This is a genomic window from Haladaptatus rarus (genome assembly GCF_054177585.1).
The window spans coordinates 273,809-287,543 of sequence record NZ_JBPEHG010000005.1 but is presented as its reverse complement, the minus strand read 5'-3'; the positions used below and the strand labels follow the sequence as shown (position 1 = coordinate 287,543).

Here is a 13,735-nt window from a genome sequence, read left to right as displayed (position 1 = left end):
AGTGTCGTCGGTGCCGTCTCTCCTTCTATGGGTATGTTCGACTCTCCGTTCTCCGCTGTCACCGATAGCGAGGCACTGTTCGACGACTACGACGAGTACGTTCCGGAACACATCCCCGAACCGGGGCCGGTGCTCGATGACCACGACGTTCTCACCGGCGACGACCACGTCGAATTCCACGAGATAACCCGCGACGTGTTCGAACGTCGCGGCGTCTACGACGCGACGTTCGGCTACAACCTCGCACGGCTGAATCTCGACGTTCGCCACACGGGAGCCGGATTCCGATACGCGGTCGATGCCGACGATCCGACCGTCCTCCACGCCGAGTTCACGCCGACGACCCCGTTCTGTCCCCAGGGTACGTCGCTGACCATCGGCTCGTTCCGGGCGTGGAACGGTGAACCCGACGAACACGGTTACGACCTCGTCACGGTGCATCTGAACGAGATGCACCACGAGAGCGACGCGATAAACGAGAAGCTCGATGGACTCGTTGAACGGTACGCCGATTCGGGACAGGACGAGATAGACGAGAAAGCGGGCGAGATGGATGGAAAAGAGGGAGACGGTACCGGGACGGCGGACGTCCCCTTCGATGGCACGCGTGCACCGTTCTGACGACGCTTCTTACGTTCGCGTGACGCTGATATGCCATTCGTCGGCGTCGATCTTTTCTGCTTCGCACTGGAATCCCTGTTTTTCGAGGACGCTGTAGAGCGGTTGTGGCTCGAAGCTGTTGATGAGCACGAGCGTCTGCTCGCCCTTTAACCCAGTGACTGCGCTCATGATATCGTCGAAGGGCTGTTCTATCTGTCTCACGTCGAGTTCGTGAACCTCAGTGGTCATCAACAGTTCCAACGTGGAGTTGTCGGGTATGGTTTCTCCCGACCATGTTCGTGTATCGACGTTTCGTTCAGCGAGAAGATTTTCGCGGTGCCGAAAAGAGAACATGTTCGGGAAACGGTTTTGACGGTTCGACATCGAACTTCGACCATGAAACGACCGTCAGTTTGCGACCTCCAGGGATGGGTATCGGCACAGATCAGATGCGGTTCTGGACGGGGACGATGAGACCGGAGGCCATCGACACCGACCAGCGACCGTTCGTCCTCGTCTGGGAACTCACGCAGGCGTGTGAACTCGCGTGTAAACACTGCCGGGCCGACGCCCAGGCACAGCGACACCCCGACGAACTCACGACCGCCGAGGGAAAGGAACTCCTGGACGAGGCTCGCCGATTCGGTGATGGCCAACTCGTCGTCCTCTCCGGCGGTGACCCCCTGATGCGCGACGACGTCGAAGAACTCGTCGCCTACGGTGCTGAGCAGGGACTCGGGATGACGCTCACACCCAGCGGAACGACGTCGTTGACGAGCGACCGAATCGAAGGGTTGGCCGACGCGGGGTTGCGCCGCGTCGCGCTCAGCATCGACGGCAGTACCCCGGAAGCACACGACGAATTCCGGGGCGAAGATGAGAGCTTCGAATCGACGGTTCGAGCGGCCAGAGCGATTCGAGACGCCGGGATTCCATTACAGATCAACACCACGGTCTGTGCCGAGACGGTGGACGAACTGCCCGCGCTCCGCGACCTCGTCACCGAACTCGGGGCCGTCCTCTGGTCTGTCTTCTTCCTCGTTCCGGTGGGTCGAGGGACGGTGCTCGACCCCATCTCCCCAGAGCGAGCAGAACGGGTGATGGAGTGGCTCCTCGACGTGAGCGAGACCGCACCTTTCGGTGTAAAGACGACCGAAGCGCCCCACTACCGGCGGGTCGCGCTCGAACGCAAGCGCGCAGATGCGGGCACCGCGACACCCGCGACGGACGACATCGGTCGCCGTACCGGAATCCGGGCCGGAAACGGGTTCACCTTCGTGAGCCACCTCGGGGACGTGTACCCGTCCGGATTTCTCCCCGAGTCAGCGGGTAACGTCAGAGACGATTCGCTCGTCGAACTCTATCGCGATTCCGAGGCGTTCAGACGGCTCCGTAACCCAGATGCACTCAAGGGCAAGTGCGGTGCGTGCCCATTCCGAAACGTCTGTGGTGGCAGTCGTTCGCGCGCGTTCGCGTATACGGGCGACCCGCTCGAAAGCGACCCGCTTTGCCAGTACGTTCCAGAGGGCTACGACGGTCCACTTCCCGAACAAACACCCATGGAAAGCCCGGTAGTGGAGTGACCATCGAGCCATGACCATCGGAATCGTCGGAGGTGGCCTCGGAGGACTCACGCTCCACCACTATCTCCAACAAGCTGGCGTCGATAGCGTCGTGTTCGAGGGAAGCGACGAACCCGGCGGCGTGATTCGAAGCCGACGAGTCGAAGGGCGAGTGCTCGATTTCGGCCCACAGCGAACGCGCACGACGCCGTCCATCACAGAACTCGTCTCCGACCTCGGACTGGAGGGAAGCGTTCGACGCGCGGCCGAAGTTCCGCTGTACATCTATCACCACGAGAAGCTCAGACTCGTCCCACAGTCAGTGCGCGACGCGCTTACCACCGATCTCATCTCGCTGCCTGCGAAGCTCCGCGTCCTGCTCGAACCGTTCACCGACGGGCCGCGAGCAGACGAGACGGTCGAAGCCTACCTGACGCGAGCGTTCGGTTCGGAAGTCGCCGAATACTACTTCGGGCCACTGTACGGCGGTCTCTACGGCTCCCATCCCGAAGAGATGTACATGCGCTACACCCTCGCGAGAGCGCTCAAGAACGCGGGAATCGACGGGAGTGTGCTCAAATTCGTCCTCCGGTCGGTGTTGCGGGGGCGAGACCCGCCGGACGTTATCTCGTTCGACGACGGACTCCAGACGTTCCCGAGGGCGTTGTTCGACGCACATGCCGACAGCATCTCGCTCGAAACGCCCGTCGAGGAGGTTCGACAGGACGGATCGGGCTACGAACTGGAAACGTCAGCTGGCACGCAATTCGTGGACGAACTCGTCTTCACGACACCTGCAGACGTGACAGCCGACCTCGTCAAACCCTTTGCAGCCGAGACGGGCGACGCCCTTCGACGACTCACCTACAACCCCATGGCCATCGTCCACCTCCATTCGGACTGCAAACTCGACAGCGCGGGGTATCAGATCCAGTACGACGAGTCGTTTCGAACACTCGGCGTCACGGCGAACGACAGTCTGTTGAACCGTGATGGCGTGTACACGTGCTATCTCGGCGGTGCGAAGAATCCGTCCCTCGTGGACTGGTCGGACGACCGTCTCGGACGAGTCGCCGCCGAGGAGTTCGAAGCGGTGACGGGCGACAGCGCCCGCCCGTTGTCGGTGTATCGACTCCAGCGAGGGATGCCCGCCTACGACCGTAGTTGGACAGCCATCGACGATATCGCGCTTCCCGAATCGGCTCACCTCTGTACCAACTACACCTCGCGTGCCGGTATTCCGGGTCGAGTACGGAATGCGCGACAGCTCGCGGAACGACTGTCCGAACGCCACGGCTGAGGATCGTTATCGAATCTCACTGCTGATGTCGGATGCTGACCATCTCTTTTTTGTCGGGGCGATCTCTTTCGTCGGTTCGAAAGCCAACGTTGCAAGCGCGCACGAGCATCGATTATTTAGCTCTGACCCAATCTATAACGGTAGTTTATGCTTTCGTTGGCGTGTCGTCCCTTATTTCATATTATTTTTCATTTGTTTGAAAGTAGTTTATATAGGGTTCGAGAAGATGTTCGGTTATCCTCTCGCGCGGTGAGAATAGCGTTCTCGTTTTATGTAGTGTATCTTCGGACGCCTAACTGGAAATCGAACATGACATCCCCGATGAAACGACGAAACGTACTTCGCGCGGTAGGCACTATCGGAATCGCATCTTTGGCAGGCTGTTCGGGTTCGACCGGAAACGACGGCTCGAAGAAGACGGACGATACGTCGAAAGACTCGTCCGGAAATGACGACGACAGCGGCGGAACGAAGACCAACGTCGTCGATATGAACGACGAACTCAAATTCGCCCCCGAACGTATCGAGGTCGAAGCAGGCACCACGGTGACGTGGAAGACCGTCGGTGCAGTCGGTCACACGGTCACCGCATACGAGGACGAGATTCCAGATGGCGCGAAGTACTTCGCGTCGGGCGGCTTCGATTCGGAGTCGGCGGCCAAAGACGGCTACCCCGACAAAGGAAACGTGACGAAAGACGGAAGCTACGAACACACCTTCGAGACCAAAGGGACGTACAAGTACTACTGTATCCCCCACGAGATGAATGGGATGGTCGGCTACGTGGAGGTCGTCTAGATGAGTTCCCCCTCCGACGGCATCGACAGCGAATCGACATCCGAGAACATCATCGGCACCGAGGGCGACCCGGAGAAGGTCATCGACCAGTACGAACAACAGCTCAACGCCGTGCTCGCGAAGGTCGACGAACCAGCTCCCGAGAAAGGGTTGAAACTCGACCTCCCCGGTCTCTCGCTGGAACGCCGCGACTTCATGAAAGCGGGGATAGCCGTCGGGGCCGCGACCTCGCTCGCCGGATGTTCCGGCATCGTCAACAGGAAATCGAAGGCTTCGAAGAAGAAATCCGCCGGAGCCGACGCACACGTCGCACCGGGCGAACACGACGAGTACTACGGATTCTGGAGCGCAGGACACTCCGGCGAAGTGCGCGTCGTCGGTGTTCCGTCGATGCGCGAACTGATGCGTATCCCCGTCTTCAACCGGGAATCCGCACGCGGATACGGGTTCGACGACGAGACGGACAAGATGCTGGAAGAGTCGGGTGGCTACGACTGGGGTGACTCCCACCACCCGAACCTCTCCGAGACGGACGGCAAGTACGACGGGAAGTACATCTACATCAACGACAAGGCGAACGGCCGTATCGCGCGTATCAACCTGAAATACTTCGAGACGGACGCCATCACGAACGTCCCGAACGTCCAGGCCATCCACGGTTGCTGTATCCAGAGCCCGAACACTGACTACGTGTTCGGAAACAGCGAGTTCCGTATCCCGCTCCCCAACGACGGGCGCGACGCGAAGAAACCGGAGAAGTACGGCTCGGTATTCTCCGCGCTCGACCCCGAGAGCATGGAAGTGCTCTGGCAGGTTCGAGTGGACGGGAACCTCGACATCCTCGATACCGACAAAGACGGTCGGTGGGCGATAGCGAGCGCGTACAACGACGAAGAAGGTGTCGAAGTCGAGGAGATGACACACGACGACCGCGACTACGTGAAAGCGTTCGACGTCCCCGCCATCCAGAAAGCCGTCGACGCTGGGAAGTTCAAGAAGATAAACGGCGTGCCGGTCGTCGATGGGCGCAAAGATAGCCCCCTCAACAAGGGGTCGAACCCACTCGTTCGGTACATCCCGACGCCGAAGAGTCCCCACTGTGTCGAAGTGACGCCGGACGGTAAGTACGCCATCGTGGCCGGAAAGCTCTCGCCGACGGTGTCGATCATCGACATCGAGAAGCTAGCGACCGAGAAAGACCCGGCGAAGGTCATCGTCGGTCAACCGAAGGTCGGATTGGGACCACTCCACACGACCTACGACGGTCGTGGCCACGGCTACACCTCCCTCTTCATCGACTCGCAGGTCGTCAAGTGGGACATCGAGAAAGCAGTCAACTCGCCCAAAGGCTCCGAGGAAGCGATCATCGAGAAGATCGACGTTCACTACAACCCCGGTCACATCCAGGCAGTGCAGGCGATGTCCACCGAACCGACCGGCGACTGGCTGGTCGTGTTGAACAAGCTCTCGAAAGATCGGTTCCTCCCGGTCGGACCGATCCACCCGGACAACGACCAGCTCATCTACATCGGTGACGACGAGGCAGGGATGGAACTGGTGAAAGACGAACCGGTGTATCCCGAGCCGCACGACGCCATCATGGTTCACCGCGACACGCTCGACCCGTCCGTGACCTACGAGAAGGCAGACTACGAGGGCGAGAAAGAGTACATCGGTGAGAAAGACTCCAGTATCGAACGCATCAACGACGAGACAGTCCATGTCAAGATGTCGATAAAAAGGAGCGAGTTCGGTCTTCGGGACTTCACCGTCAAAGAGGGAGATACGGTGAAGATGACGACGACCAACATCGAGGGAATCCGCGACCTCGTCCACGGTGTCGCCATCCCCGAGTACAACGTCCATCTCGCGGTCGCACCACAGGACACCAGAGAGGCGACGTTCGTCGCAGAAAAGCCCGGTGTCTACTGGGTCTACTGTACGTACTTCTGTAGCGCGCTCCACCTGGAGATGCGCTCGCGGATGATCGTCGAACCACGGGACTAACCCCCTTCCACCCACTCCAGAGGTATTTAGGATGACACGTCTCAAACTCAAGGAATTTCAGGAGCTTCGACGAGCACTGCCAGTGATCGCGGCAACGATGCTCGTCGCCGCACTCGCGTTCCCCATGTGGTCGATCACGGTTCACGCGGTGCAGTATCCGAATGAACCGCTCTACCTGCATCTGTACGCCTATCCCCGTATCGCGGGCGACTACTGGGAGATGGCGGAGCTGAACCAGTACATCGGGTTCTACTTCCCCGACCCGGTGTACTGGACGCCCAACTTCGAGGTGCACGAGCGCGCTATCGACGTCCCCGAATGGTCGCTTGGACCACTGGCGTTCGTCGGCGTCGCAATCGCCACGCTCGTCGTCTCGGCTGCACCGAACACGAAGAAGCTCGGACGGGGTCTCAAGTGGCTCGTCGTCGGCTCCGTCACGGTGTTCGGCGTCATGCTGATCGATATCCAGTACCGGCTGTATCAGGCCGGTCACACGCTCGACCCCGACGCGCCGATGATCGGCGTCGACCCGTTCACCCCGCCGCTGTGGGGAAAGTACGAGGTCGCCAATCTCACGAGCTACTCGGAGTTCGGCACGGGGGCCTACATGGCGATGGTCGCCATCGGCCTCCTCGTCGTCGCCTACCGACTGCGCGATTCGAATGCGACGGTCTCCGACGCACCCGAACTGCTGTCCGACGCGATTCGGCGTCTCACGGATCGCGGAACGAAATCCGATAGTCCGTCGGCACAGTCGGAGCGGGGGCGATAGTTCGATGGCGACGACCTTCGAACGAGGTTTCGCACTCGTTGCCATCGTTACACTGCTCGTCTCCGTCGTCGCGGTCGTCGGTACGGGCGCGGCGGATGCCGGAAGATCGAACGCACTCGCGTTCGACGCACCAGTCCCCGACGAATACTCGTTCACGCCCACGGACGAACGACCGATAGCGACCGTCGACGGTCGGCAGTTCGAATCCGCACAGAAAGCCGTGAACGCAGCCGATCCCGGAGACACCGTCACACTCACGGGACGGTTCGAAGAGTCGGTCGTCGTCGACACGCCGAACGTCACACTCACCAGTACGCCGGGGTCGTTCGCGGTCATCGACGGCGGCGGCCACGGAAACGTGCTTACGGTGAACGGTGACGACGTTACGGTGCAGCGCGTCTGGGTTCGGAACTCCGGATTCGACGCGGCGAGCAACGATGCAGGCGTCTGGGTGAACGGCACGAACACCAGTGTCGTCGACAGTCGCGTGACCGAGACGACGTTCGGTGTCTGGATCGACGGCGTCGATGGCATCCGCGTCCTGAACAACACCATCGTCGGTCGGGAGTCGGTTCGCCCGCTCTCCTACCGTGGAAACGGCGTCCAGATCTGGAAGACGTCGAATACCGTCGTCTCGGACAACCGCATCACGGACGTTCGTGACGGCCTCTACTACTCGTGGTCGTCCGAGGTGCTCGCGGAACGAAACACCATGTGGGACCTGCGGTATGGCGTCCACTACATGTATACCGACGACTCCACGCTCCGAAACAACACGGCATTCGACAACGACGTCGGCTACGCGCTGATGGTGTCCCAGCGATTGACCATCGAGAACAACACGGCGTTCAACAACTCGGGCGGGAGCGGTCACGGCCTGCTCGTCAAGAGCGTCGACGAGACGAAGATTCGAAACAACTCGTTCGTTGGCAACGTCCGTGGACTGTTCGTCTACAACTCGCTGGAGAACGAGATCGTCGATAATCTCGTACTGGAGAACGAAATCGGTGTCCATCTCTCGGCAGGCAGCGTCCGCGAAAGCGTCTACGGGAACAGCTTCATCCGCAATGCCGAACCCGTCAGGGTCGATATCGCCGAACAGGTCGAGTGGAACGCCACCGCCTCGGGCAACTACTGGAGTGACGCACGTATCATCGACGTCGATGGAGACGCCGTGAGCGACGTGCGCCACCGCCCCGCCGGACTGGTCGAACGTCTCGTCTGGGAGAATCCACAGGCGGGCGTCTTCGCTCACAGCCCAGCATTCGACGCCATCCGACTCGCCGAGAACTCGGTGCCACTCATCGAATCTCCCGGCGTCGTCGACCACCACCCACTCACGGAACCCCCACACCATTCATGGAAACGATACTATGCACGCAATCGAACTCACTGACGTAACGAAATCCTACGGCGACGTGATGGCCCTCGATGGGTTGTCGCTGTCCGTCGAGACCGGGACGACGTTCGGCCTCCTCGGGACGAACGGTGCCGGAAAGACCACGTTGTTCAAACTCCTCGTCGGCCACCTCCGACCCGACAGTGGCAGTGTCACGGTCGCGGGCACGGACGCGAGCGACGCGAGAGTGCGAAAACGAGTCGGCTACGTCCCCGAACGTGCCGGATTTCCGCCCGCACTCACCGGACGGGAAGTGCTCTCGTTCCACGCGCGGATGCGAAATCTCGGGAAGACGAAGCGCATCGATCACGTCCTCGACATCGTCGGTCTTACCGACGCCGCAGACCGCGCCGTCGATGGCTACTCGAACGGGATGTGCCGTCGACTCGCACTCGGGACGGCGCTCCTCGCACGCCCGCAGGTACTCCTCCTCGACGAACCGACCGCCGGACTCGACCCCCGTGGCGTGGATGCCTTACACGCAGTCGTCCACCGACTCGGTGAAGAAGACGACCTCACGGTCGTCCTCTCGTCGCACGTCCTGGACGAGGTCGAACAACTCTGTGACGACGCCGCGATCTTGCACGGTGGCCGCGTCCTCACGGCAGGTTCCATCGCCGACCTCCGACGCGAATCCGGTGAGTCGGTGACGGTGTCTGCACGCCTCGCCGACGCGAGCGAGGTCGAAACCGCCACGACGGTCGTCCGCCGACACGGGAAGCTCGTGAAATCCGGCGGTTCGTCGGTGACGGCGGCGTGTTCACCGTCGGACGTTCGAGAACTACTGGACGATTTGGACGACGCCGTCGCGCTCGACGGCGTCGAAGTCGCCGAACCCGGCCTCGGGAAGACGTTCCGGTCGGTTCTCGATTCCAACCAGCGATACGCGGAGGTTCAGTCATGACCGAAAACGAGACGGGGGGCGCACAGACACACGTCACCCAGACGACTCACGAAGTGGACGTGACGGAGATTTCGGGAACGTCGAAAGGGTGGCTCCGACAGGCACTGACCGTCGCCGGACTGGAGTACCGACTCGCGTTCCGCAATCGGTGGGTTCCGGCGCTGACTGGGTTGTTCGCCCTCTTCTCGGTCGGGATGGTCGCGTTCGCGGGATCGAACGTCGGCCCGACGAGCGTGACTGCGCTGGTCGTAAGTCTGACCGAACTTGGAACGTATCTCGTTCCCCTCGTCGCACTCGCGTTCAGTTACGACGCGATCGTCGGCGCAGCAGAACGAGGCTGGCTCGAACTCGTGCTGGCGCTTCCGGCGTCCCGGTCGAGCATCGCGGTCGGAACCTACCTCGGTCGAGCAGCGACGCTGAGTGCGGCGATGGTCGTCGGTTTTGGCATCGGTGGTGCGACACTGGTGATGGCCGCAGGCCCCTCCGCGCTCGGGCCGTACTTCGCGTTCGTGCTCGCGGCGGTCGGCACGGCCTGTGCGTTCCTTGGAATCGGCGTGTTCATCTCCGCGCTGGCGAGCGAGCGAACACGGGCGTTGGGAGCCGTACTCCTCGTCTGGACGTGGTTCGCGCTCGGTCACGACCTCCTCGCACTCGGTGCCGTCACCGAGTTCGAACTGGGCGGCGCGTCGTTGTCGGCACTCGTGATCGCCAATCCTGCCGACGTCTTCCGCGTGCTGGTGTTGCTCCAGCTCGACGCTGTCGGCGGTGGCTGGGGTGCGATCGCTGCCGAAACCGGACTGTCGGTTCCGGTGCTCGCAGCCGGTCTGGTGGCGTGGATCTGCGTTCCCGTCTTCGGTATCGTGTGGGCCATCGACCGACGACGTCGATGAGTATCGGATAGTCACGACCCGGGGGACCGGTTTCGGCAGCCGAGATTTCAGAACCGTTGGAGCGACCTCGTTGGCACCACGTGTCACTATTGCTATAAGTATTCGAACGTCGTAGCTAAAGGTATGGCTCGCAAGATCACTATGTTCGAACTACACTTCGATGGCGCACACTTCGGCCCCTCGTTCGGCGAGGAGAAAGAAGAAAAGATGAAAGAAGTGATGGAAGAAGAGACAGTAGACGATTCAGAATCGGCAGAGTCGGCGCCTACTCGAAGCCGAACGATGTTCGCCGTGGTCGGTGCCATGGTAGTCATCTCGGCCCTCGGTTCGCTGGTGTTCCGTCGATTCCGTGGCGGACGCGGTGACGACTTCGAGGTCGAAGAGATAGAAACGACCGAGAATATCGCAGACCAGTAATTCTTTTCAGGATTTCGACCGAACCGAGTACGCCGATTCGTCCGGTGTCACAGCAGTAGATGAGTAGGCGGGAGATTCGAGGCAATCTCTCCACTGAGTACGACTTCGGCCGTATTGATACTTACTCGTCTTCCTCGTTCAGGTACTGTTTGATGACCTTCCCTTCGGCTCGGTGAAGCGTCTCGCTGGCAGTCGATTTGGCGATATCCGTCTTCTCCGCGAGTTGCGTGAGCGTACACGTCCGGGGCGAATCGTAGTAGCCACAATCGACCGCGGTCGTCAGTAATCGTCGCTGGCGGTCGGTCAGTAGACTCTCGGAGGTGACCATCTCGCGGACGTACTCCACGTCGTAAGAGATGCCGAACAGGTCGAGTTGCGTACCGAGGGTGGAGAGTCGCTCCCGCGAGGCGGTGACTTCGAACGACGCATCGCCATCGCTGATGGTCAGCGGGAGTTCCAGTGGAATCGCGGACTCCTGCACCGATAGCAGGAGAAGCGGCTCGGTCGTCTCGAACTCGATGAGGCTCGTGTCGTCGGAGGCCTGAAGCAGTTCGAGTCGAACGATGTTGTCGTGGTTTTCGATCTCACGGATGACCGTCGGGAGTTCGGTGGTCGTGAGTTCGAGCAAACCGACCCCGGTGTCGTCGGCGGGCAAGGCTGCCAACACCCGGAACTGTGCATCGGGATACTCCGTCGATATGTCACCGATCCACGTCCCTTTGGGAAGCGTGATCGATAGTTTCGCAGTTGCCATCGTCTTCTCTGAATCAGTGTTTTACTCACAGTAATCAGTTACGAACATGTTCACTCTGCCACCACAGTCAGACGACGGGCTCTCTCACCGACATCATCGGAAATTGCAGTCATCTTCTCGACCGTTCCCGACTTTTGAAAATCCTCGGCTGTCTATAATGTGATTCGGCGCGAACAGTGTGTCATGACCCCGCCCACCTTCATGAGTTCGACGTTTCTGTTCGCTATTCGAGTGGTAACGCTCGTCCTGGGTGCGCTGATCACGCTCTACTCGTATCGCGCGTACCGACGAACGACGGCCAGGTCCCTGCAATTGATGACGCTCGGGTTCGGTCTCGTCACGGTCGGTTCGGCGCTCGGTGGCGGACTCGACCGCGTCGTCGGAGCCGATATCGATCTCAGTCTCAGCATCCAGAGTTTGTTCACCGTGCTCGGGTTCGCAGTGCTCACGTACTCGCTTCGCATCCCCGACCAACCGACCGCCTCGGCGCGGAAGGAGTGACCTGTAGAAGATGCGAACACGTTCGGGACAATCACGATAGCCCTCCGCTGATTAGCCTCATTCGCATGACGACACTCGACGTCCGAGAGATACCCCCACCTGAACGGCATCCACTTATCCGATCTACATTCGAGTCACTCGATTCCGGTGACGCACTCGAACTCATCAACGACCACGACCCGAAACCGCTGTTCTACGAGATGCAGGCGGAAGTGGATGCGTTCGACGCCGACAACTACAGTGTAGAACACGAAAGTGCGAACAAGTTCGTCGCCCAGTTCCCGAAAAAATAGGCCACACACCTGTCGCGTGGCTCCCATGGCGGTTTTTGAAGATGATCGAAAGTACGATTCGATAGCCTACGACGTATTCACCGAACCACCATCAACGATGATGGATTCGCCGGTCACGTAGCTGGCAAGGTCGCTCGCCAGATAGAGGGCGGTCTTGGCGACATCGTCGGGCGTGCCGAACCGACGGAGCGGAATCGTCTCTTTCATCTGCTCACCGGTCTCCGTCCCGACCATCGGAACGTCGTCAGTCGTCATCGCCGTCTCGATGACGCCGGGATGGATGACGTTCACTCGAATCCCGTCCGGGCCGAGTTCCGACGCGAGCGAGTAGGTCAACAAGCGGACGCCACCCTTCGAGGTGCAGTACGGCGAGAGATTGCCGTAGCCCCGAATCCCGGCGACACTGGAGACGTTCACGATACTGCCGCCGCCGCCGGTCTCGCGCATCCGAATCGCCGCCGCCCGTGAGCCGAAGAAGGCACCGTTCAGGTTGATGTCGAGGAGTTGTTGGTACTCCTCGGGGTCGATCTCGGTTATTGGCCCTTCCGGCCCGACGATTCCTGCGTTGTTCACCATCACGTCCAGACTTCCGAACTCCTCGACGGCGGTATCGACCACAGCACTCACGTCGGCAGGGTCACTCACGTCACACTCGGCGAATACGGCACTTGCGTCGGTTTCTTCTTCGACGAGCGTGTGGGTCGGGGTTCCCCCTTCACGCGGTTCTTCTCTGATATCCGCGACGACGATATCGGCACCTTCCTCGGCGAACCGTCGCGCGATCGCTCGTCCGATTCCGCTGGCCCCACCAGTTACGACTGTCGTCTTATCGTCGAGTAATCCATCCATACGAGAACCTTCGCCCGCATCCAGTGTCAGTGTTACTGCAGCCTGTCACTCGGAGCTTCGTACTGCATCACGTCGTGATTTTCACTGCACCACGTCATGCTCCGTACTGCATCACGTCATCCGCCGAGTCAGTGGTACTGTTTCTCCCCGGCTTCGATAGGTACGTCCAGCCAGCTCTCCGTCGGCGGGAGTGGGCAGTCGTACTGCTCGGAGTAAGCGCAGGTCGGATTGTACGCCTCGTTGAAATCGAGAAGCCATTCGCCGTCCGACGTTCGGTGTGACTCCCGTTCGAGGTCGAGATAGCGGCCCGCACCGTACGTTTCGTCGCCGCTGGTCGCGTCACGAAACGGAACCCAGAGTCGGTCGTCGTCCCGGTCGGATTTGTACGCTTGCAGCGTCGCCTCCTCACCATCGACCGTGAACCGGAACTCACCCCAGCGAAGGTACTCCCGTTCACCCTCGGTACTCGTGGCGACGGTGATCTGTTCTTTCTCGTCGTGTTCGTGAAGCGAGAGTTCGAATCGATAGTCGTCGTCCAGCGGATAGTACGCGAGTCCTTCGAACGACTCTCGTTCGTCGGACGGGATCGGTGAGTGGGGATGCTCCGCGAAGTACTCGTCTTTCTGTGTCCGACGAGTTCGGAGGGTCTCGCGCCAGTCTACGCTCATAGAGAAGGGTACGGTCTGGAG

16 protein-coding genes are annotated in these 13,735 nt (G+C 60.4%); 12 read left to right on the top strand and 4 right to left on the bottom strand.

The window, feature by feature from the left end:
- The first annotated feature begins 27 nt into the window (after positions 1-27).
- Entirely contained in the window at positions 28-621 is a 594-nt protein-coding gene (locus ACR3FE_RS14355; protein ID WP_458207838.1) for a DUF7998 family protein, read from the top strand.
- Positions 622-630: 9 nt separating this feature from the next.
- Here the strand turns inward: ACR3FE_RS14355 and ACR3FE_RS14350 are convergent, their stop codons facing one another.
- On the bottom strand, positions 631-849 hold the full coding sequence (locus ACR3FE_RS14350) for a DUF2249 domain-containing protein (RefSeq protein ID WP_458207837.1): 219 nt from the start codon (positions 847-849) through the stop codon (positions 631-633).
- Positions 850-1,070: 221 nt separating this feature from the next.
- Here ACR3FE_RS14350 and ACR3FE_RS14345 point away from each other — a divergent pair, with 221 nt between their 5' ends.
- From ACR3FE_RS14345 to ACR3FE_RS14305, 9 genes are all read left to right on the top strand, one after another.
- On the top strand, positions 1,071-2,183 hold the full coding sequence (locus tag ACR3FE_RS14345) for a TIGR04053 family radical SAM/SPASM domain-containing protein (protein ID WP_458207860.1): 1,113 nt from the start codon (positions 1,071-1,073) through the stop codon (positions 2,181-2,183).
- A 10-nt stretch (positions 2,184-2,193) separates the two neighbouring features.
- Positions 2,194-3,462: a protoporphyrinogen oxidase gene (hemG, locus tag ACR3FE_RS14340; protein ID WP_458207836.1), complete on the top strand. Its 1,269-nt coding sequence runs from the start codon at positions 2,194-2,196 to the stop codon at positions 3,460-3,462.
- Positions 3,463-3,783: 321 nt separating this feature from the next.
- Complete coding sequence (locus ACR3FE_RS14335) at positions 3,784-4,260, top strand: plastocyanin/azurin family copper-binding protein (protein ID WP_458207835.1); 477 nt, start codon at positions 3,784-3,786, stop codon at positions 4,258-4,260.
- Positions 4,261-6,267: a TAT-dependent nitrous-oxide reductase gene (nosZ, locus tag ACR3FE_RS14330; RefSeq protein WP_458207834.1), complete on the top strand. Its 2,007-nt coding sequence runs from the start codon at positions 4,261-4,263 to the stop codon at positions 6,265-6,267. It abuts the gene before it with no gap.
- Between the two features lie 31 nt (positions 6,268-6,298).
- The gene (locus ACR3FE_RS14325) at positions 6,299-7,039 is read left to right on the top strand and encodes a hypothetical protein (RefSeq protein WP_458207833.1); all 741 of its coding nucleotides are present in this window, start codon (positions 6,299-6,301) and stop codon (positions 7,037-7,039) included.
- A gap of 4 nt (positions 7,040-7,043) precedes the next feature.
- Complete coding sequence (gene nosD / locus ACR3FE_RS14320; RefSeq protein ID WP_458207832.1) at positions 7,044-8,435, top strand: nitrous oxide reductase family maturation protein NosD; 1,392 nt, start codon at positions 7,044-7,046, stop codon at positions 8,433-8,435.
- A complete protein-coding gene (locus tag ACR3FE_RS14315) occupies positions 8,413-9,342 on the top strand; it encodes an ABC transporter ATP-binding protein (protein ID WP_458207831.1) in 930 nt (309 codons plus the stop codon). Before nosD ends, ACR3FE_RS14315 begins: the two co-directional genes overlap by 23 nt.
- Positions 9,339-10,232, top strand: a complete 894-nt coding sequence (locus ACR3FE_RS14310; protein ID WP_458207830.1) for an ABC transporter permease — start codon at positions 9,339-9,341, stop codon at positions 10,230-10,232. Before ACR3FE_RS14315 ends, ACR3FE_RS14310 begins: the two co-directional genes overlap by 4 nt.
- 123 nt (positions 10,233-10,355) lie before the next feature.
- The gene (locus tag ACR3FE_RS14305; protein ID WP_458207829.1) at positions 10,356-10,649 is read left to right on the top strand and encodes a hypothetical protein; all 294 of its coding nucleotides are present in this window, start codon (positions 10,356-10,358) and stop codon (positions 10,647-10,649) included.
- A gap of 121 nt (positions 10,650-10,770) precedes the next feature.
- Here ACR3FE_RS14305 and ACR3FE_RS14300 read toward each other — a convergent pair whose 3' ends face one another.
- Complete coding sequence (locus ACR3FE_RS14300) at positions 10,771-11,403, bottom strand: helix-turn-helix domain-containing protein (protein ID WP_458207828.1); 633 nt, start codon at positions 11,401-11,403, stop codon at positions 10,771-10,773.
- A 183-nt stretch (positions 11,404-11,586) separates the two neighbouring features.
- On the opposite strand from ACR3FE_RS14300, the gene ACR3FE_RS14295 reads away from it, so the two are divergent.
- Together ACR3FE_RS14295 and ACR3FE_RS14290 are read left to right on the top strand one after the other, a co-directional pair.
- Entirely contained in the window at positions 11,587-11,904 is a 318-nt protein-coding gene (locus tag ACR3FE_RS14295) for a DUF7521 family protein (protein ID WP_458207827.1), read from the top strand.
- Positions 11,905-11,963: 59 nt separating this feature from the next.
- The gene (locus tag ACR3FE_RS14290) at positions 11,964-12,197 is read left to right on the top strand and encodes a DUF2249 domain-containing protein (protein ID WP_458207859.1); all 234 of its coding nucleotides are present in this window, start codon (positions 11,964-11,966) and stop codon (positions 12,195-12,197) included.
- 66 nt (positions 12,198-12,263) lie between these two features.
- Here the strand turns inward: ACR3FE_RS14290 and ACR3FE_RS14285 are convergent, their stop codons facing one another.
- Together ACR3FE_RS14285 and ACR3FE_RS14280 are read right to left on the bottom strand one after the other, a co-directional pair.
- Positions 12,264-13,046: an SDR family oxidoreductase gene (locus tag ACR3FE_RS14285; protein ID WP_458207826.1), complete on the bottom strand. Its 783-nt coding sequence runs from the start codon at positions 13,044-13,046 to the stop codon at positions 12,264-12,266.
- A gap of 128 nt (positions 13,047-13,174) precedes the next feature.
- Positions 13,175-13,714 (bottom strand): DUF1684 domain-containing protein, encoded by a 540-nt coding sequence (locus ACR3FE_RS14280; protein ID WP_458207825.1) that lies wholly within the window; start codon positions 13,712-13,714, stop codon positions 13,175-13,177.
- Positions 13,715-13,735 lie beyond the last annotated feature (21 nt).

What these genes read in the sequence shown, in the direction of transcription:
- ACR3FE_RS14355 (WP_458207838.1), top strand. Translation starts at nt 28, where the DNA reads ATGGGTATGTTCGACTCTCCGTTCTCCGCTGTCACCGATAGCGAGGCA.
- ACR3FE_RS14350 (WP_458207837.1), bottom strand. Translation starts at nt 849, where the DNA reads ATGACCACTGAGGTTCACGAACTCGACGTGAGACAGATAGAACAGCCC.
- ACR3FE_RS14345 (WP_458207860.1), top strand. Translation starts at nt 1,071, where the DNA reads ATGAGACCGGAGGCCATCGACACCGACCAGCGACCGTTCGTCCTCGTC.
- hemG (WP_458207836.1), top strand. Translation starts at nt 2,194, where the DNA reads ATGACCATCGGAATCGTCGGAGGTGGCCTCGGAGGACTCACGCTCCAC.
- ACR3FE_RS14335 (WP_458207835.1), top strand. Translation starts at nt 3,784, where the DNA reads ATGAAACGACGAAACGTACTTCGCGCGGTAGGCACTATCGGAATCGCA.
- nosZ (WP_458207834.1), top strand. Translation starts at nt 4,261, where the DNA reads ATGAGTTCCCCCTCCGACGGCATCGACAGCGAATCGACATCCGAGAAC.
- ACR3FE_RS14325 (WP_458207833.1), top strand. Translation starts at nt 6,299, where the DNA reads ATGACACGTCTCAAACTCAAGGAATTTCAGGAGCTTCGACGAGCACTG.
- nosD (WP_458207832.1), top strand. Translation starts at nt 7,044, where the DNA reads ATGGCGACGACCTTCGAACGAGGTTTCGCACTCGTTGCCATCGTTACA.
- ACR3FE_RS14315 (WP_458207831.1), top strand. Translation starts at nt 8,413, where the DNA reads ATGCACGCAATCGAACTCACTGACGTAACGAAATCCTACGGCGACGTG.
- ACR3FE_RS14310 (WP_458207830.1), top strand. Translation starts at nt 9,339, where the DNA reads ATGACCGAAAACGAGACGGGGGGCGCACAGACACACGTCACCCAGACG.
- ACR3FE_RS14305 (WP_458207829.1), top strand. Translation starts at nt 10,356, where the DNA reads ATGGCTCGCAAGATCACTATGTTCGAACTACACTTCGATGGCGCACAC.
- ACR3FE_RS14300 (WP_458207828.1), bottom strand. Translation starts at nt 11,403, where the DNA reads ATGGCAACTGCGAAACTATCGATCACGCTTCCCAAAGGGACGTGGATC.
- ACR3FE_RS14295 (WP_458207827.1), top strand. Translation starts at nt 11,587, where the DNA reads ATGACCCCGCCCACCTTCATGAGTTCGACGTTTCTGTTCGCTATTCGA.
- ACR3FE_RS14285 (WP_458207826.1), bottom strand. Translation starts at nt 13,046, where the DNA reads ATGGATGGATTACTCGACGATAAGACGACAGTCGTAACTGGTGGGGCC.
- ACR3FE_RS14280 (WP_458207825.1), bottom strand. Translation starts at nt 13,714, where the DNA reads ATGAGCGTAGACTGGCGCGAGACCCTCCGAACTCGTCGGACACAGAAA.